General features: G+C 71.4%; 24 protein-coding genes. 12 read left to right on the forward strand and 12 right to left on the reverse strand.

The window, feature by feature from the left end:
- Nucleotides 1-241: 241 nt before the first annotated feature.
- Nucleotides 242-2,194, reverse strand: coding sequence for a helix-turn-helix domain-containing protein (locus tag CG740_RS07560; protein WP_100574163.1), 1,953 nt, complete (start codon nt 2,192-2,194; stop codon nt 242-244).
- 568 nt (nt 2,195-2,762) lie between these two features.
- Here CG740_RS07560 and CG740_RS07565 point away from each other — a divergent pair.
- Nucleotides 2,763-3,980, forward strand: a complete 1,218-nt coding sequence (locus CG740_RS07565; RefSeq protein ID WP_442802815.1) for an IS701 family transposase — start codon at nt 2,763-2,765, stop codon at nt 3,978-3,980.
- A gap of 233 nt (nt 3,981-4,213) precedes the next feature.
- The gene (locus tag CG740_RS39570) at nt 4,214-4,501 is read left to right on the forward strand and encodes a hypothetical protein (RefSeq protein ID WP_159030251.1); all 288 of its coding nucleotides are present in this window, start codon (nt 4,214-4,216) and stop codon (nt 4,499-4,501) included.
- A 221-nt stretch (nt 4,502-4,722) separates the two neighbouring features.
- Here CG740_RS39570 and CG740_RS40805 read toward each other — a convergent pair whose 3' ends face one another.
- On the reverse strand, nt 4,723-4,866 hold the full coding sequence (locus tag CG740_RS40805; RefSeq protein ID WP_234376111.1) for a hypothetical protein: 144 nt from the start codon (nt 4,864-4,866) through the stop codon (nt 4,723-4,725).
- Between the two features lie 4 nt (nt 4,867-4,870).
- Between CG740_RS40805 and CG740_RS07570 the strand changes: the two genes are divergently transcribed.
- Together CG740_RS07570 and CG740_RS07575 are read left to right on the forward strand one after the other, a co-directional pair.
- Nucleotides 4,871-6,007 carry an MFS transporter gene (locus tag CG740_RS07570; RefSeq protein WP_234376112.1) on the forward strand — a complete coding sequence of 379 codons (1,137 nt, stop codon included), beginning with the start codon at nt 4,871-4,873 and terminating at the stop codon, nt 6,005-6,007.
- Between the two features lie 323 nt (nt 6,008-6,330).
- Complete coding sequence (locus CG740_RS07575; protein ID WP_100574165.1) at nt 6,331-7,206, forward strand: Bax inhibitor-1/YccA family protein; 876 nt, start codon at nt 6,331-6,333, stop codon at nt 7,204-7,206.
- Between the two features lie 74 nt (nt 7,207-7,280).
- Here CG740_RS07575 and CG740_RS07580 read toward each other — a convergent pair whose 3' ends face one another.
- From CG740_RS07580 to CG740_RS07590, 3 genes are all read right to left on the reverse strand, one after another.
- A complete protein-coding gene (locus tag CG740_RS07580; protein WP_159030252.1) occupies nt 7,281-8,492 on the reverse strand; it encodes a glycoside hydrolase family 64 protein in 1,212 nt (403 codons plus the stop codon).
- Nucleotides 8,493-8,506: 14 nt separating this feature from the next.
- Nucleotides 8,507-9,904, reverse strand: a complete 1,398-nt coding sequence (locus tag CG740_RS07585) for a glycoside hydrolase family 16 protein (protein WP_100574167.1) — start codon at nt 9,902-9,904, stop codon at nt 8,507-8,509.
- 363 nt (nt 9,905-10,267) lie between these two features.
- A complete protein-coding gene (locus CG740_RS07590; RefSeq protein ID WP_053725101.1) occupies nt 10,268-10,498 on the reverse strand; it encodes a DUF4287 domain-containing protein in 231 nt (76 codons plus the stop codon).
- A gap of 100 nt (nt 10,499-10,598) precedes the next feature.
- Between CG740_RS07590 and CG740_RS07595 the strand changes: the two genes are divergently transcribed.
- The gene (locus tag CG740_RS07595) at nt 10,599-10,925 is read left to right on the forward strand and encodes a hypothetical protein (RefSeq protein ID WP_100574168.1); all 327 of its coding nucleotides are present in this window, start codon (nt 10,599-10,601) and stop codon (nt 10,923-10,925) included.
- Nucleotides 10,926-11,024: 99 nt separating this feature from the next.
- Here the strand turns inward: CG740_RS07595 and CG740_RS07600 are convergent, their stop codons facing one another.
- The 3 genes from CG740_RS07600 to CG740_RS07610 form a co-directional block, all read right to left on the reverse strand.
- Nucleotides 11,025-11,840, reverse strand: a complete 816-nt coding sequence (locus CG740_RS07600; protein WP_234376139.1) for a hypothetical protein — start codon at nt 11,838-11,840, stop codon at nt 11,025-11,027.
- Between the two features lie 362 nt (nt 11,841-12,202).
- Nucleotides 12,203-13,423, reverse strand: coding sequence for an acetyl-CoA C-acetyltransferase (locus CG740_RS07605; protein WP_100574169.1), 1,221 nt, complete (start codon nt 13,421-13,423; stop codon nt 12,203-12,205).
- A 154-nt stretch (nt 13,424-13,577) separates the two neighbouring features.
- A complete protein-coding gene (locus tag CG740_RS07610) occupies nt 13,578-14,564 on the reverse strand; it encodes an SGNH/GDSL hydrolase family protein (protein WP_100574170.1) in 987 nt (328 codons plus the stop codon).
- Nucleotides 14,565-14,728: 164 nt separating this feature from the next.
- Between CG740_RS07610 and CG740_RS07615 the strand changes: the two genes are divergently transcribed.
- Nucleotides 14,729-16,126, forward strand: a complete 1,398-nt coding sequence (locus CG740_RS07615) for a cystathionine beta-synthase (protein ID WP_100574171.1) — start codon at nt 14,729-14,731, stop codon at nt 16,124-16,126.
- Nucleotides 16,127-16,529: 403 nt separating this feature from the next.
- Here the strand turns inward: CG740_RS07615 and CG740_RS07620 are convergent, their stop codons facing one another.
- The 3 genes from CG740_RS07620 to CG740_RS07630 form a co-directional block, all read right to left on the reverse strand.
- On the reverse strand, nt 16,530-16,973 hold the full coding sequence (locus CG740_RS07620; protein WP_100574172.1) for a hypothetical protein: 444 nt from the start codon (nt 16,971-16,973) through the stop codon (nt 16,530-16,532).
- 340 nt (nt 16,974-17,313) lie between these two features.
- Complete coding sequence (locus tag CG740_RS07625; RefSeq protein WP_100574173.1) at nt 17,314-17,559, reverse strand: DUF7848 domain-containing protein; 246 nt, start codon at nt 17,557-17,559, stop codon at nt 17,314-17,316.
- The gene (locus tag CG740_RS07630) at nt 17,547-17,789 is read right to left on the reverse strand and encodes a hypothetical protein (protein WP_100574294.1); all 243 of its coding nucleotides are present in this window, start codon (nt 17,787-17,789) and stop codon (nt 17,547-17,549) included. Before CG740_RS07630 ends, CG740_RS07625 begins: the two co-directional genes overlap by 13 nt.
- A gap of 282 nt (nt 17,790-18,071) precedes the next feature.
- Between CG740_RS07630 and CG740_RS07635 the strand changes: the two genes are divergently transcribed.
- The 3 genes from CG740_RS07635 to CG740_RS39575 all read left to right on the forward strand — a co-directional run bounded on the left by CG740_RS07635 (nt 18,072) and on the right by CG740_RS39575 (nt 20,001).
- Nucleotides 18,072-18,791 carry an XRE family transcriptional regulator gene (locus CG740_RS07635; protein WP_100574174.1) on the forward strand — a complete coding sequence of 240 codons (720 nt, stop codon included), beginning with the start codon at nt 18,072-18,074 and terminating at the stop codon, nt 18,789-18,791.
- Between the two features lie 2 nt (nt 18,792-18,793).
- Entirely contained in the window at nt 18,794-19,264 is a 471-nt protein-coding gene (locus tag CG740_RS07640) for an NUDIX domain-containing protein (RefSeq protein ID WP_100574175.1), read from the forward strand.
- A gap of 230 nt (nt 19,265-19,494) precedes the next feature.
- Nucleotides 19,495-20,001, forward strand: coding sequence for a hypothetical protein (locus CG740_RS39575; RefSeq protein WP_159030253.1), 507 nt, complete (start codon nt 19,495-19,497; stop codon nt 19,999-20,001).
- Between the two features lie 64 nt (nt 20,002-20,065).
- Here CG740_RS39575 and CG740_RS07645 read toward each other — a convergent pair whose 3' ends face one another.
- On the reverse strand, nt 20,066-21,508 hold the full coding sequence (locus CG740_RS07645; RefSeq protein WP_100574176.1) for a purine-cytosine permease family protein: 1,443 nt from the start codon (nt 21,506-21,508) through the stop codon (nt 20,066-20,068).
- A gap of 146 nt (nt 21,509-21,654) precedes the next feature.
- Between CG740_RS07645 and CG740_RS07650 the strand changes: the two genes are divergently transcribed.
- The 3 genes from CG740_RS07650 (at nt 21,655) to CG740_RS07660 (ending at nt 25,218) form a co-directional block, all read left to right on the forward strand.
- Nucleotides 21,655-23,154 (forward strand): aromatic amino acid ammonia-lyase, encoded by a 1,500-nt coding sequence (locus CG740_RS07650; RefSeq protein WP_100574177.1) that lies wholly within the window; start codon nt 21,655-21,657, stop codon nt 23,152-23,154.
- A 45-nt stretch (nt 23,155-23,199) separates the two neighbouring features.
- Nucleotides 23,200-24,039 carry a MurR/RpiR family transcriptional regulator gene (locus tag CG740_RS07655; protein WP_100574295.1) on the forward strand — a complete coding sequence of 280 codons (840 nt, stop codon included), beginning with the start codon at nt 23,200-23,202 and terminating at the stop codon, nt 24,037-24,039.
- 612 nt (nt 24,040-24,651) lie between these two features.
- Nucleotides 24,652-25,218: a hypothetical protein gene (locus tag CG740_RS07660; protein ID WP_100574178.1), complete on the forward strand. Its 567-nt coding sequence runs from the start codon at nt 24,652-24,654 to the stop codon at nt 25,216-25,218.
- Nucleotides 25,219-25,237 lie beyond the last annotated feature (19 nt).

The following is a 25,237-nucleotide window of genomic DNA, read 5'->3' on the forward strand; positions in this document are numbered from 1 at the left end:
CACCGGGTCCCGGAAGAGACCGGGGCCGGGGAACGCGGCCGGGAGCCGGAGGGTGGCCCGGGCGGCGCGGGGGATCACGTGCACAGACTGACCCTGGCCCATGGCGCGGGGAACCAAAAGGGGACGGACCGGATTCCGTCAAGTGCCCGGCGGTCGCACGCCGCGTCGGCCGGCGGACCCCGGCACGGCCGGTGACCAGCACCGCGCGGGGCGTCGGCGCCGCCCTGCGGCGGATGCCCGGCTATGCCTCCGGGGCTGTGCCGGGCCGGGCGCCGGGGGCCGTCGGCCGTTGCCGGCTCAGCACCTCGCGGGCCCGTACCAGGCGCAGGGCGAGCTGGACCTCCACGGCCTGCTCGCCCTTCTGCCAGCCGGCGCCGAGCAGTTCGGTGATCCGGTCGAGGCGGCGGGCCACGGTGTTGGCGTGGATGTACAGGGACTCCGCTGCGCGGGTGGGGCTCTGGCCCGAGGCGAAGTACGCCTCCACGGTCCCGACGAGGTCGACACCGCGTTCCGCGGAGTGGTCGAGGAGCGGCCCGATGGCCGAGGAGACGAAGCCGTCGACGTCACGGTCGTCGGAGAGCAGCAGCCCGAGGAAGCCGAGGTCGGCCATGGAGGCGGCGCTGCCGGCCTTGCCCAGGATGGCCAGTGCGTCCAGGCAGCGCTGCGCCTCCTGGTAGACCCGGGCCACCGAGGCGAATCCGGTGGCGGGTCCGGCGGCGCCGACGGTGACGGGCTGGAGCAGGACGGGCGAAAGCTCGTCGGACACCGCGCGTGCGGCGGCCGAGGGGTCGGAGCCGGGCAGCAGGAGCACGATGCGGCCGTCCCGCACGGTCTTGAGCCCGTGGTGGCGGTGGCTGTAGAACGACGCCCACATGACGGCTTCGCCCTGCTCGCTGCCCTCGGGCCGGATCACCACGACGACATAGGGCTCGTCGAGGCCGACCTGGAGCCGCTGGGCGCGCGCGGCGAGCCGGTGGGGGGCGCGCAGGGGCACGGCGAGCAGCTCGTCGAAGAACTCGTCACGGACCGGACCGGCCGCGACCGCCGTGCTGCGCTGGACGACGAGCAGCATGGCCACGGCCTGCCCGGCGAAACGGAGGAACCGCCGGGCGGCGGAGTCGAGTTGGCCGGCCGGGCGGAGCAGCACGATGCCGAGGTTCTCGGCACCCGCACTGACCGGGGTCGCCCAGAGGTCCGGCGCGAGAGCGATGGGCCCGCGCGCGGCGTGCACCTCCAGAACGGCGCGGTCCGTCAACGCGTCGGTGATGCCGGAGGTCTCGCCGGACGAGGTCAGGACCCTGCCGTAGGCGTCGCACACCACCGTCGCGCCGTCCAGTGCCTGGGCCACCGCGCCGGCGAGCTGATGCAGATCGCTCCCGTCGAGGACGAGGCAGGCCAGCCGGGACTGGGAGTCCCCGAGGTCCGTCGTGCGGGCGATGGCGGCCTGTGCGCGCGCGACCTCGGCCTCCAGCGCGGAGATCTCCGTCTGCGTACGGTCCAGGAGTTCGGCCTTCTCCAGGGCGACGGAGGCGAAGTCGGCCAGCGAGCGCATCACGCTGATCTCGTCCGGCGTGAAGTGCCGCACCCAGCGGTTCGCCCCGTAGAGCACGCCGATGGGTGCGTTCCCCCGGATGATCGGCACCGAGACGATGGCGGAGAGGCCCTCGGCACGCACCACCTCGTCGACCTCTTCCCAGTGCGGGATGCGGTCGTCGTTGAGGTAGTCCGTGGTCCAGAACGGTGCGCCCGTGGCGGTGACCAGTTCGCTCAGCCCGCGCTGCTTGCGCACCACGAGGCCGGTGTTGAGGGCCGTCGTGTCCCCGTCCGAGTTGTGGATGTAGAAGGTGTCGTCGGCGTCGCGCAGGCTGACGTACGCCATGTCGAAGTCGAGGAGCCTGCGGGCGCGGCTCGTGACCACCCTGAGCAGGGTGTCGGGGCCGGCCGGCGCGGCCATGTCGTGGACGGTGTCCACGAGTCCCGTCATGAAGGTCTCGCGGCGCCGGCGCTGGCTGACCGAGGCCTGGACGTCGAGTGCCAGGTGCGTGGCCTGCTGAAGCTCGGCGAGCCGCTCCGCGGGGAGCTGTTGGCGCTGAGCGCGCTGGAGCAGTTCGTGGAACCGGTCGGGCGGCGAATCCCGGGCGAGGAGTTCCAGTACGGCAAGTGTCGGGACACCGTTGGATTCCTCGCTCTTCACCCTGCCTCTCCCTCAAGATCTCAAATGTGTGAGCCGGTTGAGCGTATGGGGAGCCGTAGGGCGAGTCAAGGCGCTGACCTGGAAGTTTACGTTTGCCATGTGGTTGCAACATCACGCGGCGGCGATGCGGTGTTGCGGGGCCACCTTTTGTCCGGCCCGCCGACCCGGCGACGATCGTCAAGGGGTGGGAACAGTGCGCCAGTGGACCACTGCCGGCGTGTAGCGCATTCCTCTGGAGATCGGTTCGGCGATTGAACCGCGCGATGCAGAGATGGAATGTCCTTATCGAATGGAGAAATTGAGAAAAGAACTCGCGCGCCTTTTGGCCGACAATTGCAACATCACCGGGCTGGAGACGGTACCGGGGCTGCCTGGGGGTGGCGGGACCACCACCGGCCGCCTCGGCGGGGGCACCTCCACACCTGGTCCGGACCGGCCGGGCGGAGCGAGGCTTGAGGAACGGTCGAGAGATCACAGCATCAGAGGGGGAGATCCCGTGGTTGTCTCTGTCAGCAGAACGAGGGTGGCGCACGAGCGGTCCCGGTCCGCCGTTCCGTCCCGGTCGGCCATTCCGTCCGGGTCCGCCGTTCCGTCCGGGTCCGCCGGGCTGTCGGACGCGCGGGAAGCGGTGACCCGGGGGCTGAGCGACGTGCTGTTCGCGTCGTTCGCGCGCCGGGACCAGCGCCGCAAGGGAGAGCAGTACCTGCGCGGACTGCTGGGGACCGAGGGCCGCAAGTCCATCCGGAACATCGCCGCGCAGGTGGGCGGCCCGGCCACCGAGCAGAGCCTGCACCACTTCATCAGCAGTTCCACCTGGGACTGGATGCCGGTGCGCGAGGCCCTCGCCGGATACCTCGCACGGCTCGCCGCGCCGCAGGCCTGGGTGGTGCACCCGATGCCGATCCCCAAGGCGGGCGACCAGTCGGTGGGCGTGGACTACGGAGTGGACCCCTGCACCGGTGTCTTCCGGGGGCAGCGGGCCTTCGGCGTCTGGTACGCCGGCGAGACGCTCAACACCCCGGTCAGCTGGCGCCTGTTCCTGCCGGGCCTCTGGGTCGGCGACGCGGAGCGGCGGCGCCAGGCCGAGATCCCCGACGCGGTGGGTCCCGAGAGCCTGGAGCAGTGTGCGGCGGCGGCCGTGCTGGAGATGCTCGGTTCCTGGCGGGTGCCCGCCCGCCCGGTGGTCCTCAACACCCACATCAACCGGATCGGCGACACCGTCGACCGCTTCAGCGCCGCCGGGGTCCCCGTGATCGCCAGGATCCGCGGCACGGCCCAACTCCTGATGGGCGACCCGGCGTTGCCCGGATACGACGGAGGACCGCTGGAGGCCCAGCGGATCCTCGCGGGCGTGCGCGGGCTGCGCAGGCCCGTCGGAGCCGAGGGGCACCCCGACCGGCTCGCCGGACCCGGCGGCACGCTGGCCGTGGCGGTCCGGGTCGCGCGGGTGGGGGAGCTGCCGCGTCACCCCAGGGCCGGTGCGGCCGACGGCCCCGGCGACCTCCTCCTGGTGGGGGAGTGGCAGGACCCGCAGGGGCCGCCCTCGGCCGTGTGGGTCACCAACATGACGTCGGTGCCCGCCGGGGCGCTGCTGCGGCTGACCCGGCTGGGCGGCCGGGCCTGCCAGGACCTCACCGCCGCGGGCGCGGACGTGGGGCTCAAGGACTTCGAGGGCCGGTCCTTCCGCGGCTGGCACCGGCACATGACCCTCGCCTCCGCCGCCTACACCGTGACGGCTCTGGCCGGCATGGGCGGGATCTCGCCAAATGCCGTGGACGCGGCGTGACTTGACGGACTCCGGGCCACCTGGCGGTCGACCTGCTCACGCCGTTGGGCTTGAACAAACGGCACGGCTTGTCGCTGTCCCGGGCCGAACTTCGTGCGGCCGCCGAGCGCATGGCACGGGACTTCGCGATGCCGAACGCGTCAGCGGGCTCCCCACCGAGCCCGCCGGAGCGACTTGACATAGTGCCATGCGGACCGTCGCCAGTCGCGGGCCACCCGAGCAGAGTTCAACCCGTGAGCGAAAAGCTTGAGGAAACCTCGGACGCAACAGCGGGGAAATCCCGAGAGATTGCGGCCGCCCGCATCACGATCTGGCACGGCGAGGAGTTCGACACCCTGAGGCCGCTGCTTGCAGACGCATCCGAATATCTCGCACCACTGGCCCGCCCAGACGGCGCGGCCGCGCTCCGGAAATCCCTGGATTCCTGTTTCGCCCTGCACACCACAATCGCGCTGCCCTCTCCGGTGGCGAACTGGATTCATGTCGAGGACGGAAAGATCGACAGGATCCGAGCGGTGTAGGGCCCGGGCTGGGCACAGGTACAGGCCCAGCCCCTGAGCATCCGGCTGGTGCAGAGCGTCCCGCGGCTGATCGAGGCGATCCGGCGCCCGACCTCTCGACCTTCGTCTATTCCGCTATTCCGCGTGGGGCCGAAAGCCCGCCTGATCCTCCGGTCCCGTCCGGGCCGTCCCCTTCGCACTTCCCCAGCGGCCCGCCGGCGATCCGGCGCGGCCGACGCCGATCAAATTTTCCCCATCCAGCCCTTCGACGGTGGTGTTCCTTTCATGAGCTCGACACAATCACCCTCACAAACCGGCACGGCGGCCTCCGCGGCCCCCGCGGTGAAGAAGGCATCGGCCTCGGCCATTGCCTGGCTTTCGTTCACGACCATGTTCGTGATCGGAACCGACACCTTCCTCGTCGCCCCGATGCTGCCCACGCTTTCCCGCAGTTTCGATGTCTCCACGAGCATGTCGGGGTGGATGGTCAGCGCGTACGCCCTCGGCTTCGCCCTCTTCGCGCTGGTGGCCGGTCCTCTCTCGGACGGCCGCAACCGGCGCAGCGTGCTCCTCCTCGGCTTTGCCGGATTCACGATCGCGACCGCTCTGTGCGGCGTCGCGCCCGGCTTCTGGGGCATGATCGTCTTCCGGGTGCTGGCCGGCATGTCGGCCGCCCTGGTCACCCCGCAGCTGTGGGCGTCCATCCCGGTCCTGGTGCCGGGCGACGCCATCGTGAAGACCATGGGTCTGGCGGGCGCCGGCATGTCCATCTCGCAGGTGGTCGGCGTTCCGATCGGCGGGTGGCTGGCGGCCAGCTCCTGGCACGTGCCGTTCTTCGCGGTGGCCGGGCTCTCGGCCGTCGTGTGGTTCCTGCTGTTCCGGGTCTTCCCGTCGGTGCCCGCTTACCCGTCGGCCAGCGGCGGCTTCTTCTCGGTGTACGCGGGACTGTTCCGCTCCCGCACGTTCACCTGGTACCTGGTGGGCTATCTCGCCTACCAGACCGGGGTGTTCGAGACGATCTCGTTCATCGGGTCCTGGCTCTCCAAGGACTTCGGACTCGGGGTCAGCGCGATCGGCGCCGCCATGATGGCCCTGGGCGTCGGCATGGCGACCACCTCGATCTTCGGCAGCCACGTCATCGAGCGGCTGGGTGAACAGCGCACGCTCGCCTGGGCGTTCGTGGCGCTGATCGTCATCTACGGCGCGGTCCCCTTCGCCCCGAACCTGGCCGCCGCGATCACCCTCCTGGCCCTCGGCTCGGCGGTGCTCGGCCTCAACTACCCCATCTTCATGGCGATGCTGCTCTCCCAGACCACCGCCGCACGCGGCACGGTCTCCTCGCTCGCGACGACGGCGCTGTACGTCGGCACCACGATCGGCGGCTTCGCGGGCGGCATCCTGCTCTCCAAGTTCGACGGCTTCTACGGGGTCTCCGGATTCACCGTGGCGGCCCTCGTGATCGCCGCGCTCGTCTTCACCGCGTCCGGAACCTTCCGGGCGAAGGAGGCGGAGCCCGCGGCCGTCTGACCCGGGTCGGGCAGGCTCGGGCGTCGGGGGGTGCGGACCGGCGGTCCGGGTCTGCCGGGCTCGCACGTCCGTCGCCGAGAACATCAGGTCCGAAGCCCCCGGGGCCCGAGGCTCCGGGGGTGGGAACCGACTCGCGCGGCGGTCGGACTTCACGGGGGATCGCTGACCTGATCAGTGCCCCGATCATCGACGCGCTTACGCGCGGTCACCCTTGCATACCCCTCCCCTCAGGGTGAAGATCCTCCTTAGGCAGTACGCCGGTTTCTTTGCGTGCCCATTACCCTTGACGACAAGGCCGCGCACGGTGGCCATGGAGGAGTGAGATGAGGAGCAGCAACCCGGTCTTCTCGCGACGGGGGTTCAGCCGCGACAACGGCTACGCCGGTTTCAACACCGCGCAGCAGCCGCAGGCCGGGGGCAACCCGTACGCGCAGGCGCCCACGAACCCGTACGCCACGAACCCGTACGCGCAGCAGGACACGCAGCAGGGCGCCCCGCAGGCACCCGCCCGCTCCGGCGTGATGACGATCGACGACGTGGTGTCGCGCACCGCGATCACGCTCGGCACGGTCGTCGCGGGTGCGGTCGTCGCGTGGCTGGCGCTGCCGGTCGACGCGGCGAACATCAGCAAGTCGTACGGCATCGCCATCGGCGCCGCGCTGATCGCGTTCGTCCTCGCCATGGTCCAGTCCTTCAAGCGCAAGCCGACGCCGGCGCTGATCCTCGGGTACGCCGCCTTCGAGGGCGTCTTCCTCGGCGTGATCAGCTCGGCCGTCACGACGCATGTGTCGGCGGGCGCCGTACCGCAGGCGGTGCTCGGCACGATGGCGGTCTTCGCCGGCGTGCTCATCGCCTACAAGACCCGTCTGATCCGGGTCAACCGCCGCTTCACCGGCTTCGTCATGGCCGCGGCCATCGGCTTCATGCTGCTGATGCTGGTCAATCTGCTGTTCTCGGCGATCGGCGGCGGTGACGGCCTCGGCTTCCGCAGCGGTGGCCTCGGCATCCTGTTCGGAATCATCGGCATCGTGCTCGGCGCCTGCTTCCTGGCCATGGACTTCAAGCAGGTCGAGGACGGGATCACCTACGGCGCTCCGCGCGAGGAGTCCTGGCTGGCCGCCTTCGGCCTCACCATGACCCTGGTGTGGATCTACCTGGAGGCGCTGCGGCTGATCTCCATCCTGCAAGGCAACGACTGACACCACGGACGGTGAACGTCACGAGGGGCCCCGCCCGGCGCACTGCCGGGCGGGGCCCCTCGCCGTGTGCGGGGCTACCAGCCGATGGACAGCGTCAGATCCGTCGGCGGGTTCGCGTTGCCCAGGATCTGCACGGAGGACTGGTCGTCGACGTCGTCGTACGGGAACCCGTAGGCGCGCCCGTCCAGGCCGACCGTGTGGAAGAAGGCCGCGTAGTCGTTCTTGGGGCCCGTGCCCCGGTAGTACGCGGACGGGGTGTGCCAGAGCGAGGTGTTCTGGGCCACGCCCCGGTTGAACGCGGCGCAGAACCCGGCGCCGAGCCGCTTCTCCTCGTCGCTGCCGGAGGCGAGCGATCCCGAGCAGGCCATGACCTCCCGCGAGGTCGGCTTGTGCAGGGTGAAGGGTCCGGCGCCGTTCCTGGTGAAGCTCAGGGTGTCGCCCGCGACCCGCCCGGAGAACGTCTCGCCCGGCAGGCTCAGGGTGAAGGGGTGGGAGGCGTAGTAGCTCCAGGTCTGGTCGACGGTCGAGGTCAGATGGTCCGCGGGGAAGCCGGCCGCCGAGCGCGGCGCGATGATCCGGTAGCTGGACTGCAACGGCTTGAAGGCCGCGCCGACGGCCCCCGCGTACGCCGACATCACCTGGGCGCGGGTCTGGGAGATGCCGCGGGTGGTGTCGTAGCCGCTGGAGGTCTGGCGCAGCCGGGACGTCATGGGGAAGCCGAACTGGTCGACCTGGGTGGTGTTCCCGCCGTACGCCGCCTGTCCGTTGACGAAGGTGTACTCGTACCAGTCGTAGTACACGTCGTTGTTGGGGTCGGACGGGTTGTTCGGGTCGGGGCCGCCCCAGCCCTGGTCGTCGGGCGAGACGGGGAGGTAGAGCGGCGAGCCGAGCGAGAGGTAGATCCGGCCGCCGCGGATCGAGGACGGGGACGGCACCCGGCCGCCGGCCTGGGTCAGCGTGAACGACATGTTGGGGTAGTTCACGCCGTGCTTGGTGAGGTGGCCCGGCGCGTTGGCGTCGAGGTGGTTGATGTGGGCCGTGCTGCCGTCGGGCTTGAGGTAGGACCACTGGCCGGGGGTGATCTGGCCGAGCACGGTGACGTAGATCTGCGCGTCGGCGTACGCGCCGTGGGTGTTGTTCCGGAACACGATCGGGAAGCCGGCCGCCGCGGCGGCGCGCGGGGCGTCGGCGGTGGGGGCGGCGGCCGTCGCCGTGCCGCCGCCCGCGCCGAGGAAGAGCAGGGCGCTCGTGGTCGCGGCGGCCAGGAGGAGCCGTACGGTCCTCATGCTCGCACCTCTCATCAGTGGCCGAATCCGAACCAGTTGACGTTCACGAAGTCCGTGCCCTGGCCGCTGGTGAAGGTCAGGTACACGTCGTGGGTGCCGGTGACGCCGCTGATGTTCGCCGGGACGGTGCGCCAGCTCTGCCAGCCGCCGGTGTTGGCCACGGCGAAACTGCCGATGGGCGCGCTGCTCCGGCTGTCCAGGCGCACCTCCACCAGACCGCTGACCCCGCCGGCCGCGCCGCTCGCCACCCGGGCGGAGAACTGCCTGGCCGCCGTCGTACCGAAGTTCACCCCCTGGTAGAGCGCCCAGTCGCCGTTGGCGAGGGAGCCGAGGTCCTGGCCGCCCCCGCTGTCGGTGGTGGTCTCCTTCACCACGCCGGACTGCTGGTCGTACGACTCGGCCTGGATGGTGCCGTAGGCGTCACGGCTGCCCGGGGGCGGGGTGGTGGGCGGGGTGGTGGTGCCGGAGCCCGTCTGCTGCACGGTGACGTAGTCGACGACCAGCGGGTGCCCCGGCTGGGTGCCCGCGTCGGGGCCGCCGCCGTAGGCGCCGGGGAAGCCGCCGCCCATGGCGACGTTCAGGATGACGAAGTAGCCGTGGTTGGTGGCGTTGGTCCAGGTCGTCGCGTCGACCTGGTTCTGGCTCACCGTGTGGAAGTTGACGCCGTCCAGGTAGAAGCGCATCTGCTCGGTCGGGCCCGAGCGGTCCCACTCGACGGCGTAGGTGTGGAAACCGGCCTGGCAGGTGGCGCCGTCGCAGGCCTTCTGGCCGCCGATGCCCGTGGTCTCGTTGCAGGGGCCGCCGGGGCTGGTGCCGCAGTGCATGGTGGACCAGTTGTTGTTGAGGCCCTGGACGTTCTCCATGATGTCGAGCTCGCCGATGCCGGGCCAGTTCCACCAGTTGCCGCGGAAGGGCGCGCCGAGCGCCCAGAACGCCGGCCAGTAGCCCTTGGCGGCGGCGCCCGTCACATCGGGCATCTGGAGGCGCGCCTCGATGCGGAGCTTGCCGCCGGCCGGGGGCTGGAAGTCGGAGCGCCTGGTCTCGATCCGGCCCGACGTCCAGTTGCCGGCGGCGTCGCGCTGCGGGGTGATGCGCAGGTTCCCGGCGCCGTCGAGGGAGACGTTGCTGGTGGACGAGGTCATCGTCTCGACCTCGCCGGTGCCGAAGTTGGCGGGGCCGCCGGGGTAGCTGGTGCCGGTCGTGTACTGCCAGTTGGCGGTGTCCACGCCGGAGCCGGCCGGGCCGTTGAAGTCGTCGCTGAACACCGTGGTCCAGCCCGCGGGGGGCGGCGGGGCGGACGCGGAGGCGGGCAGGGCGACGAGGGCGGCGGAGGCGGCCGCGAGGCCGAGGGTGGAGAGCAGGGCGATCAGGGCTCGCCGGGCCGGGCCGCGTCTGGGGGGTGTGGGGCGCATGTGGGGGGCCTCTCTCGGAAAGAGAGCGCTCTGAGAGCGCTCTCAACGACGGGCTGCGCGGTCACTGTGCTCTCCGTCGTCGAGAGCGTCAAGAGATAAAACCGTGAAAGCCCTTGCGGGGAAGGGGAGTTCACGTACTGAAGGCTGAACGCATAGGGCCGAAGGCGGTTCGGCCCGGCGGGCGGCGCGGCGCGGCGCCCGGCCTCTGCCCGGTCGGCGGGGCCGGCGCGGCACGGCGCAGTGCTTCGCCCCGCCGACGGGTCGTCGGCGGGGCGAAGGGGGCGGCGATGGTGGTGCGCTTCTCGCGGGGGTGCGGGAAGCGGGGTGACGCGAAGTGGTTCCTCCCGGATCTGGGAACGGGGACTAGAGCAGTCGGCGCGCGGCTCGCCTCAGGTCGTACTCATGGATGATCGCCTTGGCGTGCCCATAGGCGAGATCGTGCTCGCTCCGGAGCCAGCTGACCTTCTCCTCGAAACGGAAGAGGGAGGGGCCTTCCTCGACGGTGCGGAGCCAGTCGGACACTTCACGACCGGTGCAGTGGGGGATGCGGGAGAGCAGGTTGCGATGGGTCTCTTCGGAGAAGACTTGGGACATCGGCGCCTCCGGAGGCGTTGCGCTTACTGGTCCTTCACTGCACCGTGCCTGAGTGTTCGCGCATTGGCAACAGTGCGGGAGAGGCGCGTAGGGTCACGGCGTGCTCGATGTGAACCCCCTGATCTTGGCCGTGGACCGCTTCGCCGACCGGCTGCGCGCCGCTCCCGAGAGCCGTCTTCGCCGTGGCGCCGCCGCCGAAGGACTCGCGCTCGCAAGGGAGTTGGCGGTTCTGGCGCAGCGCGTCGAGTTCCCGGACCGCGAGCCCCTGATCATGCCGGAGGCCGGTCTGTTCGCGGTCGCCGACCAAGTCGTCGTCGCCGGACGGGATTTGGCCGGGGCGCTCCAGACGGCGAAGACCCCGCCCGACGGGGAGCCGGACGGGGCCGTGGAGCTGGTGCAAGCCGCGCAGGAACGCGCCTTCGGTTAGGACGCGGGGGCGGCCTCGGTCGCCGCGGCCGAGCCGGTCGGCATCGGGCGGCATCGGGCGGCATCGGGCGGCGCCGGTCTTGGCCGCCCGCTGTCGCCGTCAGAGCGAGGCGATGACCCGGTCCGCGAGGATGTAGACGCTCTCCTCGCCGTAGGAGAAGGTCAGCGCGTACGCGCCGGACACTCCGGAGCCGCCGAGCAGCACCGGCGCCTCGCCGTCGCGCAGGGCGTCCGAGAGGCGCTCGGCGGTCTCGCGGTGGCCCGGGGTCATGCAGAGCGTGGTGCCGTCCGCGAAGACGTACACGTCGAGCGTGCCGAGCGGGCCCGGGCGCACGTCGGCGAGCGCGGTGCGGGACTCGGCGAGTTCCTCCAGGCGCGAGACCGTGGCCTCGTGGTCGGCGACGACGGGCGTCTGGACCGGCACGAAGTCGGGGTGCGAGGGGTGGCGGCGGCGGGCCGCGGCGAGCTCGGGGGAGTCCTCGGGGAACTCCTCCGCGGTCTCCAGCGCCTCGGCCATCTCCAGGGCCTCGGCCTCCAGGCCCGCGAAGTCCGCCTGGCGGGGCAGGAAGAACGCGGCGTCCTCACCGAGGCCCGCGAGCCCGCCCAGCATCGGGGAGGGCGCGTCGGCGGCGTCCCTGGCCTCCTGGGCGGCCCAGAAGGCGCGCGCCTCGGCCAGCTCGCGCTCCCGCTCCTCGGCGAGCGCCTCGGCGACGGCGGCCCGTATCTCGGCGGCCGGGGTCCCGGCGGAGCGGGCCTGCTGGGGCAGGGTCACGTGGTCGGTGCGGTGTTCGGCACGGGCGGCTGCCAGGTCTTCGCGCAGAGCCACCACCTGCTTGCGCAGCCCGTGGGCGGCGTGCAGGGCAGCGGCGCCCACGGCCGTGGCAGCGGCCGTGGTCAGCAGCAGGGCAAGAGGCATGGCGCTCACTGACTTACTCCCGGATTCAAACGATTCCCCGACTTCCTACATCAGCTTGTCGTGAGCCCGCTCCCGGTGTCAGTGCATTACGTCACGAAATGGACAGGTCTTTGGGCCCGGGGTTTAACCCCGCACCCACGCTGACCTGCGGAAATGCTGTGCCCGCAGGAGATACGTCACATCCTGGGGGAGATTCGGTCACGGTTAGGACGCGGAACGATTGGCTGTGAGCGTCCTGTGGGAAGGGAGTGCCCTGGTCAGAGGCCCCGGCGTCGCCCTCCGCGGTCGACCTGTGGCGGCCGGGGCGTCAACCCTGCGTCGACCGGTGGTCAACACAGCGCTCCGGCCGCCCGGTTGAGTCATCAGCTCAGGCGCTCGACGACCATCGCCATGCCCTGGCCGCCGCCGACGCACATGGTCTCCAGGCCGAACTGCTTGTCGTGGAACTGGAGGCTGTTGATCAGCGTGCCGGTGATGCGGGCGCCGGTCATGCCGAAGGGGTGGCCGACGGCGATGGCGCCGCCGTTCACGTTCAGCTTGTCCAGCGGGATGCCGAGGTCCTGGTAGGACGGGATCACCTGGGCGGCGAAGGCCTCGTTGATCTCGAAGAGGTCGATGTCGTCCACCGTGAGCCCCGCGCGCTTGAGCGCCTGACGGGACGCCTCGACCGGGCCGAGGCCCATGATCTCGGGCGACAGGCCCGTGACGCCGGTGGAGACGATGCGGGCCAGCGGGGTCAGGCCCAGCTCGCGCGCCTTGGTGTCGCTCATGATCACCAGGGCGGCGGCGCCGTCGTTCAGCGGACAGCAGTTGCCGGCCGTGACCAGCCCGTCGGGGCGGAAGACGGGCTTGAGGCCCGACACGCCCTCGACGGTGACGCCCGCGCGGGGGCCGTCGTCCTTGCCGACCACGGTGCCGTCCGGGGTCGTGACGGGGGTGATCTCGCGCTCCCAGAAGCCGTTCTTGATGGCTTCCTCGGCGAGGTTCTGCGAGCGCACGCCGAACTCGTCCATCTCCTGGCGCGAGATGCCCTTGAGCCGGGCCAGGTTCTCGGCGGTCTGCCCCATCGCGATGTACGCGTCCGGGATCAGGCCGTCCTCGCGCGGGTCGTGCCAGGACGCGCCCTCGGACTGCGCGACGGCGGCGGTGCGCGCCTCGGCGTCGGCGAAGAGCGGGTTGTGGGTGTCGGGCAGGCCGTCGCTGCTGCCCTTGATGGAGCGGGAGACCATCTCGACGCCGGCCGAGATGAACACGTCGCCCTCGCCCGCCTTGATGGCGTGCAGGGCCATGCGGGAGGTCTGGAGCGAGGACGAGCAGTACCGGGTGATCGTGCAGCCCGGCAGGTGGTCCATGCCCATCTGCACGGCCACGATGCGGCCCAGGTTGTGGCCCTGCTCGCCGCCGGGCAGGCCGCAGCCGAGCATCAGGTCGTCGATGTCGCGCGGGTCGAGGCCGGGCACCTTGGCGAGCGCGGCCTGGATGATCGTGGCCGTGAGGTCGTCGGGGCGGAGGTCCTTGAGCGAGCCCTTGAAGGCGCGGCCGATGGGGGAGCGGGCGGTCGAGACGATCACGGCTTCGGGCATCACGGCTCCAGGGGATGGGAAGGCAGGACTCCCTGGGAAGTTACCCGCACGTAGTGGATTGGTCATCCGGGGTGGCGTGTGATGCCGGACTCTTTTCTAAGCGGTTGCTCAGGGCGGCCTGCGCGGCCCCCGGTGGGCCGCCGGGCCGCCCCCGTCACCGCCCCGTGTGCGAGCCGTTGGGGGCCGGCTCCACCGGGGCGGGCAGCCGCCTGCGGCGGCGGTACTTGAGCAGCGCCCAGGGCGCCCGCGCCCCGGTGACCTCGGTGCCCGCCTGGGCCGCCGCGGCCGAGGCCGCCTTCGCCACCGGCAGGATGTCCTCGTTGCGCGAGGCGTCCGGGTGGTCGGACTCGGGCCACAGGCCCAGCGAGGCGCACAGCGTGGGCAGCACCGCCATCGCCGCGGTCGCGTAGCCCTCGGCCGAGGGGTGGTAGTTGTCGGGCCCGAACAGCTCCCGGGGGTTCTGCTCGAACTCCGGGCCCAGCAGATGGCCCAGCGACACCGTGCGCCCGCCCTGCTCCACCACCACGATCGTCTGCGCCGCCGCCAGCTGCCGCGAGACCCGCCGGGCCAGCCAGCGCAGCGGCTGGTAGACGGGCTCGATGGTGCCGAGATCGGGGCAGGTGCCCACCACCACCTCGGCCCCGGCGGTCCGCAGCCGGCGTACGGCGGTGGAGAGGTAGCGCACCGAGGCGGTCGGTGCCATCCGGGTGGTGACGTCGTTCGCGCCGATCATGATCACGCAGACGTCGGGGGTGCGGGCCGGGTCGGCGAGCAGCAGCGACACCTGGCGTTCGAGGTCGTCCGAGCGGGCCCCGGGCAGCGCCACGTTCCGCAGCGTCACCATGCGCTCGGCGACCGCCGCGAGCCCGGAGGCGAGCAGCGCGGCCGGGGTCTGGCCCGCCCGGCGCACCCCCTGCCCGGCCGCCGTGGAGTCGCCCAGCATGCCGAGCCTGAGCGGCTGCGTACCGTCCGCGTAGGCGGTCCCGTACAGCCCGTCGGCGTTCGGGGCCTGTGGGGAGCCGCCGCCCACCGAGCGTTTCGCGAGGGCCACCTCGGCCAGCACGACGCCCACCGCGGCGCCCGCGATCAGGCCGATCCCGCCGCCGCCGAACGCCGCGCCCGTCGCGATCCGCCGTGCCACCCTCGCCCTCGAACCGGTCCCCGCCACCGCCACCTCCATGGAGCTTGCAGTCGTACAACAGCTAACTGCCCGGTAGCGGGTGTCGCTCAATCCCGTGCAAAGGTGAACGCCCCGTCCTGGTCCGCATACGCTGGCGGGACCTAATCGGAGACCCGGAGACAACGGTGCGATTCCACGACTCGATGATCAGCCTCGTAGGCAACACCCCGCTGGTGAGGCTCAACAGTGTGACCCAGGGCATTCAGGCGACGGTCCTGGCCAAGGTCGAGTACTTCAACCCGGGCGGCTCGGTGAAGGACCGTATCGCCGTCCGCATGATCGAGGCCGCCGAGCAGTCCGGCGCGCTCAAGCCCGGTGGCACCATCGTCGAGCCCACCAGCGGCAACACGGGTGTGGGCCTGGCCATCGTGGCCCAGCAGAAGGGCTACAAGTGCATCTTCGTCTGCCCTGACAAGGTCTCCACGGACAAGATCAACGTGCTGCGCGCGTACGGCGCCGAGGTCGTGGTCTGCCCGACCGCCGTCGACCCCGAGCACCCGGACTCGTACTACAACGTCTCCGACCGCCTGGTCCGCGAGACGCCCGGGGCCTGGAAGCCGGACCAGTACAGCAACCCGAACAACCCCCGTTCGCACTACGAGACCACCGGTCCCGAGCTGTGGGAGCAGACCGAGGGGAAGATCACCCACTTCGTCGCGGGCGTCGGCACCGGCGGCACCATCACCGGCACCGGCCGCTACCTCAAGGAGGCCAGCGACGGGAAGGTGCGCGTCGTCGGCGCGGACCCGGAGGGCTCCGTCTACAGCGGCGGCTCCGGCCGGCCGTACCTGGTGGAGGGCGTCGGCGAGGACTTCTGGCCGACCGCCTACGACCGGAACGTCACCGACGAGATCGTCGCGGTGTCCGACAAGGACTCCTTCCAGATGACCCGCCGCCTCGCCAAGGAGGAGGGCCTCCTGGTCGGCGGTTCCTGCGGCATGGCCGTGGTGGCGGCCCTGAAGGTCGCCGAGGGCCTCGGCCCCGACGACGTGGTCGTCGTGCTGCTCCCCGACTCCGGCCGCGGCTACCTCTCGAAGATCTTCAACGACGAGTGGATGGCGGACTACGGCTTCCTGGAGGAGGCCGGTCCCTCGGCGCGCGTCTCCGACGTGCTCGGATTCAAGGAGGCCGGCCACCTGCCCTCGCTGGTGCACATGCACCCCGAGGAGACGGTCGGCCAGGCCATCGAGGTGCTGCGCGAGTACGGCGTCTCGCAGATGCCGATCGTGAAGCCGGGCGCGGGGCACCCCGACGTGATGGCCGCCGAGGTCATCGGCTCGGTCGTCGAGCGCGAGCTGCTCGACGCCCTGTTCACCCAGCGGGCCCTGCTCGACGACCCGCTGGAGAAGCACATGAGCGCGCCGCTGCCGCAGGTCGGCTCGGGCGAGCCGGTCGGCGACCTGATGTCCGTGCTCGGCAAGGCGGACGCGGCGATCGTGCTGGTCGAGGGCAAGCCGACCGGTGTGGTCAGCCGCCAGGACCTGCTGGCGTTCCTCGCCCGCACGCCGCAGCAGCTGCCGTAACACCCGTACTGTCCCGGCCTCCGGCAACTTCCTTGCCGGAGGCCGGGGTTGGTCGATGCCCGTTCAGGTGGCGTGGCCGGCGCCGCCGGTGATGTCGCGCAAACGGTACGAGCGCGACACGTGCGCGCAGCACCGGCTTAACACGGCTCGTGCACAGTGGTGGATGTCGGCGGGGGAACCCGGGCAGGGGGCCCCGGCCGGCACACCAGCGGCGTCAGGAACCTCCGGAGCGGCTCCCGGATCTCCCAGGACGCCCAGGACGCGGACCGGTTCTGACCCGGACCCGTGTCCCTCGCGGGGACCGCCGTCGTCCCGCCCCTCGGGCAACCCGGGGGTGCGGCGGTCCCCGCGATCACTCGTGCGCGGGGTCGCCAACAAGGCCTGCGCGTAAGGCGGTTGGGGCTCAGTCCGCCTCGCCGGGCCGCCGGTTCTTCAGCCAGGGCCAGCGATGGGCCGCGTGCACCGCGTTGACGCCGACGATGCCGAGCCAGGTCACGACGAGGCCGTCGAAGCCGCCGTTGACCCCGCCGATCGCGGACAGCGGCACCGCGAGGACCAGCGAGATCAGGGCGAAGCCGAAGCGTTCGCCGAAGTGGCTCTCCGAACCGCTGCGGGCCGGACGGCCGCCACGGGCCACGACCACCTGCTGCTCCGCCAGCTGCCGCCGCACCCGCCGGTCCACGGAGGCGTCGACGCGCTGCTCCACCTTCTCCAGGAAGGACTCGATGAGGGCGGGCTCGAAATCGGGGCCGAGCTCCCTGCGGGCGTGCAGGGTGGCGTCGAGCTCCTTCTTCAGCTCGGCGTCCTTCAGCAGACTGGGCCGGGGCTCGGCGTCACGGGCGTCCATGGTTTTCAAGGTACGCAGCGGCGCCCGCATCCACAGTGGGGCTAGCCCCCGTATTCCGCCCTCGGGCCAGCACCAGCCCGCCTGGCTCGGGGCGTGGGCATCGCAGGCCGGGCGCACGTGGCACTCAAGCGGCCGGACCGGAGATGTTTGCGTCGCCAAGGTTGAGGAAGCGCGTAAGTCACTTGATCCGCCGCTGAAGGCCACTATTTACCGCACACACGTGAAGGCCCGTCCCTGCCGGGGCCGGCGAGAACGGGGGAGCCTGGATCAGCCGCGCCCGGCAGGGACGGGAGTTGGGTCGGCGCGGTGCGGCGCCTGGGCGAGCGAGGAGCGAGGCGAGTCACATCTGACGCCAAGTCCGCCACGGGCGGGTGATGATCTCCCGGTAGGTGTGGTGGGACGGGTTCTGGCCGCAGTGCCGTAGCACCCAGTCCTGCGGTTCCGCGAAGCCTTCGCTTGTCGGCGAGGTCTCTCCGTCCACGGCGCACCGCATCGAATACAGCACTGGCTCCGCGTCCGGCTCGCGGTCGGCTTGGAGCATCCAGGTCTCGTAGCGCAGGACCGAGCGAGGGGTCACCGTCCCCACCTCCGGTTGGCCACGGCCACCTTCGCGCTCAACTCCTCCGTCGGATTCGGCATGCGTACGTCCTCGGGCGGCACGTCCCACTCCAGGCCACCGCACGGCGGCCGAAGTTGCACATACGTCCCCACGTGCCCCATCACCACGCCCACCTTGCCGTTCCGTCGGTCGACCACCAGGGCGCCGGCATCGGGCGAGACGGTGTGCCCGTCGGCATCAGGGGTGGGGGCCGTCATCATGACCGCCCCAGCGATGCGGCGCGCGACCGGGCGTCCAGTCGCAGGGCGGGAACACAGTGGGTGGCGCTCATTCGCACGGTGACGCTCCTCAGCGGCGTTGATACGTGGCCCTGGGCCCGTGGGTGCCGCAGGGTCGGCACCGATCCTCACGCCGGTCACCGGGACGAAGGAACCTCCACCAAACCCCACTTCGGGACGTCCTACACCGTGTAGAACGTCCCTAGTACCGTCCTGGGACGAAGGGGGAGACTCGTGCCGAACGAGAGACTGCGAGCCGTCATGGCGGCGGGAGGCTGGACGTACGCCGCACTCGCTCAGCAGGTCGAGGTCGATCCCAAGTCGGTCGAGCGCTGGGTGAACCTCGGGCGAATCCCACGTCGTGCCACCGCCCTCCAGACGGCCAAGGCCCTGGGAGAAGACGTGCACGCACTCTGGCCGGCGCTCCGCCAGGCCCGCCCCGCCCGCGCCATCAGCCCCGAACTGGTGGCGCTCTACCAGCAGCGGGCCGACCTCCCCGTCTCGACGTTCACCGACCTGATGGCCCAGGCCCGCGAACGGATCGACATCCTCGTCTACGCGGCCGTCTTCCTCCACGAGGCGTACCCGCGGTTGAACGAACTCCTCACCGAACGCGCCGCCGACGGCTGCACGGTCCGCATCGCGATCGGGGACGTCGACAGCAACACCGTCCAAGCCCGCGGCCGAGAGGAGCGGTTCGGTCACGGCATCGAGTCCCGCTGCCGTCTCGCCCTCATGCACTACAGACCGCTCGCCAGCACCCCGGGCATCGGAGTCCGCACCCACGAAACCACGCTCTACAACTCCCTCTACCGCGCCGACGACCAGCAACTCGTCAACGCCCATGTCTGGGGCGTCAACGCCTACGCCGCCCCCGTATGGCATCTTCGCCGACACGAGGCGGGCGGCATGTTCGACACCTACGCCGAGAGCTTCGACGCCGTGTGGGCGACCGCAACCCCCGTACGAGAGGAAGACTGACCGTGGCCCGCACCGAGTACTACGACGACCCCAACGCGCCCAAGTCGAACAGCATGGTCGTCGCTGCCTCCGCCGTCGTCACCGACGACCACGGGCGCATCCTCCTCCAGCGCCGCCGTGACAACGACCTGTGGGCCCTGCCCGGCGGCGGCATGGACCTCACCGAATCCCTGCCCGGCACAGCCGTCCGCGAGGTCAAAGAGGAGACCGGCCTGGACGTCGAGATCACGGGTCTGGTCGGCACCTACACCGACCCGAAACACATCATCGCCTACACCGACGGCGAGGTCCGCCGCCAGTTCAACATCTGCTTCACCGCCCGCATCACCGGCGGCCGGCTTGCTATCTCCGACGAGTCCACCGAACTCCGGTTCGTGCCGCCGGAAGAGATCGAGCAGCTGCCGATGCACCACACCCAACGACTCAGGCTCCAGCACTTCCTCGAACAGCGCGAAAAGCCGTACTTGGGCTGAACTGTCTGACGGCAGGAGAGACGGCTAGAACCACGAATTTCCCCGCACAACCGCGGACACCAGCGGAACGCAAAACGCACGCTCGCCGGTGAAGAAGCAGATGGAGGGGCTTTCGGGGGACGGGCATGCCCCACTCTGATGTTGAGCCACCCGTCTACTACCCGACAGGCGGGGGCTCGGGGTGACCGGCTTCAGGGGGAGATTTTCCGCGCGGCTACTGAGGATGTGCAGTGACGCTCAACCAAAGAATTGATGGCGTTCTCGATCTCGTCTCTGCCGGGGCGGATCGATCGGGCTCGGCTGATTTCGAGGCGAGTTCGAACATTTATGCGGCGCTGGCCCTCGGTCGGCTTTTCTGGCCCGACCTGGAGACGGTCGGGGGTGCGGTATTCGTCATTCTGCACGATGGGGATGCCCGGCAAGTGGAAAATCGGATATCCGCCCGCGAGTGCTCCGCTGTCAGAAATATGGATTGGGGCGCTTTCGTCGAGAGCTTCAATCGGTTCGAAGTAAGGCATCTATTTCGTGCTTGGCCTGGTTTTCCTGAGGTGTTGAGTCAAGCGGAATTTCTGCTTGCTGAGACTCTGGTGGAAACCTGGTCGGCGAAATTGGCGGCCTCGTTTGTGGATCGAGAGTTCTCGGTGTCCATTGAGGAGCCCGTAAGTGAAGAGGGGCCGTGCGTGCTGGTTTCCCAGATCAGTCCTGCCCTGGTCGCTCCCGCCGGTTGGGCGGGATAGCGGCCCGGGGGAGGGCTCGGGGCGAGGCGGAGCCCGAGCTGGCGTCGGGTCTGGGCGCGACCCGCTATCTGCCGCTCGTGGCGCGGGGCGGAGCGTCGACCTCGTCGCCGGTCGGGCCGGCCCCCGTATTCCGCCCTCGGGCCAGCACGAAGAAGAGCGCCGCCGGGACCGCGAGTCCCACGAGCCAGGAGATGTCGGCGCCGTCGAGCGGGGCGACGAGCGGGCCGGTGTAGAAGCTCGTTGCCAGGAACGGGAGTTGGGCGAGTACGCCGATGACGTAGACCGCGAGCGCGTCCCAGCGCCAGGCGCCGTAGCGGCCCCGGGGGTCGAACAGGGCCGGGATGTCGTAGCGCTCGCGCGAGATCAGGTAGTAGTCGACCAGGTTGATCGCCGACCACGGCGTGAAGAAGGTCAGCAGGAACAGCAGGAAGTCCTTGAACGACGTCAGGAACGAGTCCTTGCCCGCGAGCGCCACCGCCGTGCCGGCCACCATGATGCCGCCGATGTAGAGCGCCCGGGTGCGCGGCCCGATGGTCTTCTGGTCGCGGAACCCGCTGACGCTGGTCACCATCGACATGAAGCCGCCGTAGGTGTTCAGGACGTTGATGGTGAGCTTGCCGAGCGCGATCGTGAAGTACAGGAACGAGGCGATCAGACCGGTCCCGCCGAGGCCGACGACATAGCCGACCTGGTTGTCGAGGAAGGCGTCGCCCGCGGTCGCGGCCACCAGGACGCCGAAGGTCATCGACCACTGGGAGCCGAGCGCGGAGCCCGCGAGCGTCCACCAGAAGGTGGCGCGGGCGCTGGTCGTGCGGGGCAGATAGCGGGAGTAGTCGGCGACGTACGGGCCGAACGCGAGCTGCCAGGACGCGGACAGCGAGATGGCGAGCAGGAACATCGGCAGGTGGAACGCGCGGTCGTGCAGGACCGCCGTGAGATCCACGCGGTCCAGGAGGCGGACGCCGAGGTAGACGAAGGCGAGGGCGCAGATCACGCTCGCCACCCGGCCGAGGGCATGGATGATCCGGTAGCCGATCGTCGCCGTCACCGCGGTGATCAGGGCGAAGATGACGATGCCGGGGGTCTCGCCGAGGTGGGTGAGTTCGCCGACCGCCTGGCCCGCGAGCACGCTGCCGCTGGCGAAGAAGCCGACGTACATCACGATCACCAGGAGCAGCGGCACCACCGCCCCGCGCACCCCGAACTGGGCCCGCGAGGAGATCATCTGGGGCAGCCCGAGGCGCGGGCCCTGCGCGGAGTGCAGCGCCATGACGGCGCCGCCGAGCAGGTTGCCGACGACCAGGCCGACGAGGGACCAGAACGCGCCACCGCCGAACACCACGGCGAGGGCGCCGGTCACGACGGCGGTGATCTGGAGGTTGGCGCCGAGCCACAGGGTGAACTGGCTGAAGGCGGTGCCGTGCCGCTCGGCGTCGGGGACGACGTCGATGGAGCGGCGCTCGACAAGGGAGGCGGTCCGGCCTGGGGATTCGACTGGTTCGGCCATGCGGAGGGTGTGCTCCTTCGGGACGAGGAGGCGTGAAGGCTTGCCCGGCTGTATATCCTCATGCAGAGTTCTGGGTGTCTGAATAACTTGTCAATGGCTCGCACCCGGGCCGTTGTCGCCGCGTCCGGAAATGGTGGTGTTCGCGCATGTTGTCGTCCCACGTCGTGGACGCCTCGCAGGATGCGACGGCCGGGATCGTCGTCCTCGACGGCGAGACCCTGCCCGTCGCCGACGTCGTCCGGCTCGCCGACGGCGCCGCCCGCCCGGTGCCCGGCGCCGAGGCGCTGCGCCGCGTCGAGCACGCCTGGCACACCGCCCGCGAACTCGCCGCCTCCGGGCGGGTGTACGGCCGCTCGACCGGCGTCGGCGCCAACCGCAGCGAGGCCGTGCCGACCGAGGCCGCGGCCGGGCACGGGCTCCGCCTGCTGCGCAGCCACGCCGGGGCCATCGGCGCCCCGCTGCCCGCCCGGGAGGTCCGCGCGATGCTCGCGGTGCGGGCCAACCAGCTGCTGGCCGGCGGCGCGGGCCTGCGCCCCAGCGTCGTCGGCGCGCTGTGCGAGGCCCTGGAGGCCGGGGCGCACCCGGTGGTCAACGAGTTCGGCTCGGTCGGCACCGGGGACATCGCCGCCCTCTCCCAGGTCGGCCTCGCGCTCGCCGGGGAGCACCCCTGGCAGGGCGGGCCCGAACCCGAGGCGCAGCCCCTCGACAACAACGACGCCCTCGCCCTGATCAGCTCCAACGCGCTCACCCTCGGCCAGGCCGCGCTCGCCCTCGACGAACTGCGCGGGTTGATCGCGGCCACCGAGATCGTCGGCGCCTTCTCGCTGCTCGCCGTCGACGGCTCCTACGAGGCGTACGCCGAGCCGGTGCACGCAGCCCGCCCGCACCCCGGCTCGTACGCCACCGCCGCCCGCATGCGCGCGCTGCTCGGCGCCCCCGAGCGGCCCACGCCGCCGCTCGGCCGCATCCAGGACCCGTACGGCTTCCGCTGTCTGCCGCAGATCCACGGGCCCGCGCGCGATGCGGCCGACGCCCTGGAACGCGTGCTGGCGATCGAGATCAACGCGGCCGCCGAGAACCCGCTGATCTCGTCCGACGACCTCGCCGCCTACCATCACGGCGGTTTCTACCTGGCCCAACTCGCCCTGGCGCTGGACCACTTCAGGCTCTCGGTCACCCAGGTCGCGCGGCTGTCCACCTCGCGCCTGTCCGCACTCAACGAGCCCGCCTACACCCGGCTCAAGCCCTTCCTCGCCGACGGCGAGGCCGCCTCGTCGGGCGTGATGATCCTGGAGTACGCGGCCGGCGCCGCCCTCGGTGATCTGCGGGCCTTCGCCGCCCCGGCCTCGCTCGGCCACGCTGTACTCTCTCGGGGCGTCGAGGAGCAGGCCAGCTTCGCCTCGCTCGCGGCCCGCCAGACACTGCGGCTCGGCGGGGCGCTGCGGCTCGTGGTGGGGTGCGAACTCGTCGCGGCGGTAAGGGCGTTGCGCCAGCGCGGGCTGCGCCCCGACCCGGAGCTGCCGGTCGGGCGGGCGTACGCGCTCGCGGACGCGGTGCTCGACGAGGATGTCACCGACCGGCCGCTGACCGACGACGTCGACCGGGCGGCCGCACTGCTCGACCGATTCAAGGACAGCCACGCATGAAGGACAGTCACGCATGAAGGACAGTCACGCATGAAGGGGGACGGCATGAGCGAGGGCCCTGCCGCACGGCTGCAACAGCTCTTCGAGGGGCACCGGCTGACCCCGACCCAGCGGCGCATCGCGCACTGCATGGTGCGCCGCGCCGCCGACGTGCCGTTCCTGTCCAGTGTCGAGCTCGCCGAACTCGCCGGGGTCAGCCAGCCGTCGGTGACCCGGTTCGCGGTCGCCCTCGGCTTCGACGGCTACCCGGCGCTACGCCGCCACCTGCGCGAGGTGGCTCCCGCCCGGGCCGAGGCCGCCGTCGAGACCTCCTACAACGAGTACCAGCAGGCGGTGCGGGCCGAGATCGAGAACCTCCAGCACCTGGCCGGGCTGCTCGCCGACCCGGGCCCGGTCGAGAGCGCGGGCCGCCTCCTCGCCGCCTCGCGCCCGCTGCCCGTGCTGGGCCTGCGCGCGGCCTCCTCGCAGGCCCGTGGCTTCGCCTACTTCGCGGCCAAGGTCCACCCGGACGTGCGGCTGCTCGACGAGGGCGGCACCATGCTGGCCGACCGGATCGACGCGGCGCTGCGGGCGGGGGCTTCGGCGCTGCTGTGCTTCGCGCTGCCGCGCCATCCCAAGGAGGTCGTGGAGGCGCTCGCGTACGCGCAGTCCGCGGGGCTCACCGTGGTGACCGTCGCCGACTCGGCGTTCGCGCCGGTCGCCAAGTACAGCGATCTGCTGATTCCGGCGGCGGTCGGCACCGGGCTCGCCTTCGACACGGCGTGTGCGCCGATGCTGCTGGGGCGGGTGCTTCTGGAGGCCATGTGCGATGGCCTGCCGGATGCGCAGGCCCGCCTGGAGGAGTTCGACGCGCGGGCCGCTGCGCGGGGGCTGTTCGTGGAGTAGCCGTCCTAGCGCCTGGCCCGCCCCGGCATGGCCCGGCATGGCCAGGCATGGCCAGGGTTCGGCTCCGGCTCCCTGGGGCTCCGCCCCAGACCCCGGGATCGCCCCCACCCCGCCCCTTCCCTAAACCCTCCGGGGGTTGAAGTGACCCTGGGGCTCCGCCCCAGACCCCGTTCGCGCCTAAAGGGCGCTCGTCCTCAAACGCCGGACGGGCTGAAGATGCCCCAGCGCCGGTACTGCCAGGGGCGCGAGAAGCGGGCACGGTACGAGGCCGCGATCGGGTTTCGGGGGCGCGGGGAACCGCGCGAGAAGCGAGCACGGTCCGCGGTCGAGAACGGTTTTAGGGGCGCGGGGAACTGCGCGAGCAACCACGCACGGCGGGCGGACGAGAACGGGTTTTGGCGGCGCGGGGAACTGCGCGGCGAGCCACGCACGGTGCGAGGCCGAGGGGGCAGGGGTGCGGGGGCGGCGCGAGTAGCTTCGCAGGGGGTGGGGTGCAGGGGAGGGCAGGGGGCCAAGCGGCGTGGCCTCTCACGAACCGCTCAGATTGCCGGGCTAACCTCCGCGCCAGCAAGGCGAGGCATCCAGCAAGGCGAGGCATGGAGGTGCTGGAACATGGGTCGCGGAGGCGTCGCGCTGGCGCGCGTGGCGGTGGTCGTACGGGCCGGGGCGGGCCCGCTGTGGTGGCTGGGCCTGGTGGCCGGGGGCCTCGGGGCGGCGCTGCCGGTGAGCCTGACCGGCCGCCGGATCGGACTGCTCGCGGGCGCGGCCCTGTTCATCGTCACGGCGGCCGTCGTGTTCGGGGCCCGGCGCCGGCGCTACGCGCACTTCGCCGAGGCCGCCTCCCGCGCCGCCAAGGCGGACTTCCTCCAGGACCGGGCCGTGACCGTACGCACCTGGCGGCGGGCACGGCGCTGGTGGCTGCTGCTCGCGTTCGTGGCCGCGGCGGGATCCTCGTTCGCACTGCCCGGCGCGGGCGGCCTGCTGATGGCGGGCGCGGGCGTCGGGCTCCGGCTCAAGGCGGCCTGGCTCGGCCGGGTCGAGCGCGCCGCCGACGCGCTCCTGTGGGTGCGCACCGACTGGGTGCCGCGCGGGGCCCCGGTCGGCAAGGCGGTACGGGGCTTCCGGACGACCGGGCTCGGCGCGGGCGACGCCGCGCCCGGCGGGGCGCGGCGTCACTGAACGGCCCCTTGGCGGACCG

The organism is Streptomyces sp. CB01201, from assembly GCF_002803085.1.
GTDB lineage: Bacteria > Actinomycetota > Actinomycetes > Streptomycetales > Streptomycetaceae > Streptomyces > Streptomyces hundungensis.

Excerpts from the sequence above, each read along its gene's own strand:
- CG740_RS07630 (WP_100574294.1), bottom strand. The coding sequence starts at position 17,789 with ATGACGGCCCCCACCCCTGATGCCGACGGGCACACCGTCTCGCCCGAT.
- CG740_RS07635 (WP_100574174.1), top strand. The coding sequence starts at position 18,072 with ATGGCGGCGGGAGGCTGGACGTACGCCGCACTCGCTCAGCAGGTCGAG.
- CG740_RS07605 (WP_100574169.1), bottom strand. The coding sequence starts at position 13,423 with ATGCCCGAAGCCGTGATCGTCTCGACCGCCCGCTCCCCCATCGGCCGC.
- CG740_RS07585 (WP_100574167.1), bottom strand. The coding sequence starts at position 9,904 with ATGCGCCCCACACCCCCCAGACGCGGCCCGGCCCGGCGAGCCCTGATC.
- CG740_RS07620 (WP_100574172.1), bottom strand. The coding sequence starts at position 16,973 with ATGGACGCCCGTGACGCCGAGCCCCGGCCCAGTCTGCTGAAGGACGCC.
- CG740_RS07645 (WP_100574176.1), bottom strand. The coding sequence starts at position 21,508 with ATGGCCGAACCAGTCGAATCCCCAGGCCGGACCGCCTCCCTTGTCGAG.
- CG740_RS07590 (WP_053725101.1), bottom strand. The coding sequence starts at position 10,498 with ATGTCCCAAGTCTTCTCCGAAGAGACCCATCGCAACCTGCTCTCCCGC.
- CG740_RS07660 (WP_100574178.1), top strand. The coding sequence starts at position 24,652 with ATGGGTCGCGGAGGCGTCGCGCTGGCGCGCGTGGCGGTGGTCGTACGG.
- CG740_RS07580 (WP_159030252.1), bottom strand. The coding sequence starts at position 8,492 with ATGAGGACCGTACGGCTCCTCCTGGCCGCCGCGACCACGAGCGCCCTG.
- CG740_RS07650 (WP_100574177.1), top strand. The coding sequence starts at position 21,655 with ATGTTGTCGTCCCACGTCGTGGACGCCTCGCAGGATGCGACGGCCGGG.
- CG740_RS07575 (WP_100574165.1), top strand. The coding sequence starts at position 6,331 with ATGAGGAGCAGCAACCCGGTCTTCTCGCGACGGGGGTTCAGCCGCGAC.
- CG740_RS07570 (WP_234376112.1), top strand. The coding sequence starts at position 4,871 with ATGTTCGTGATCGGAACCGACACCTTCCTCGTCGCCCCGATGCTGCCC.
- CG740_RS07655 (WP_100574295.1), top strand. The coding sequence starts at position 23,200 with ATGAGCGAGGGCCCTGCCGCACGGCTGCAACAGCTCTTCGAGGGGCAC.
- CG740_RS07600 (WP_234376139.1), bottom strand. The coding sequence starts at position 11,840 with ATGCCTCTTGCCCTGCTGCTGACCACGGCCGCTGCCACGGCCGTGGGC.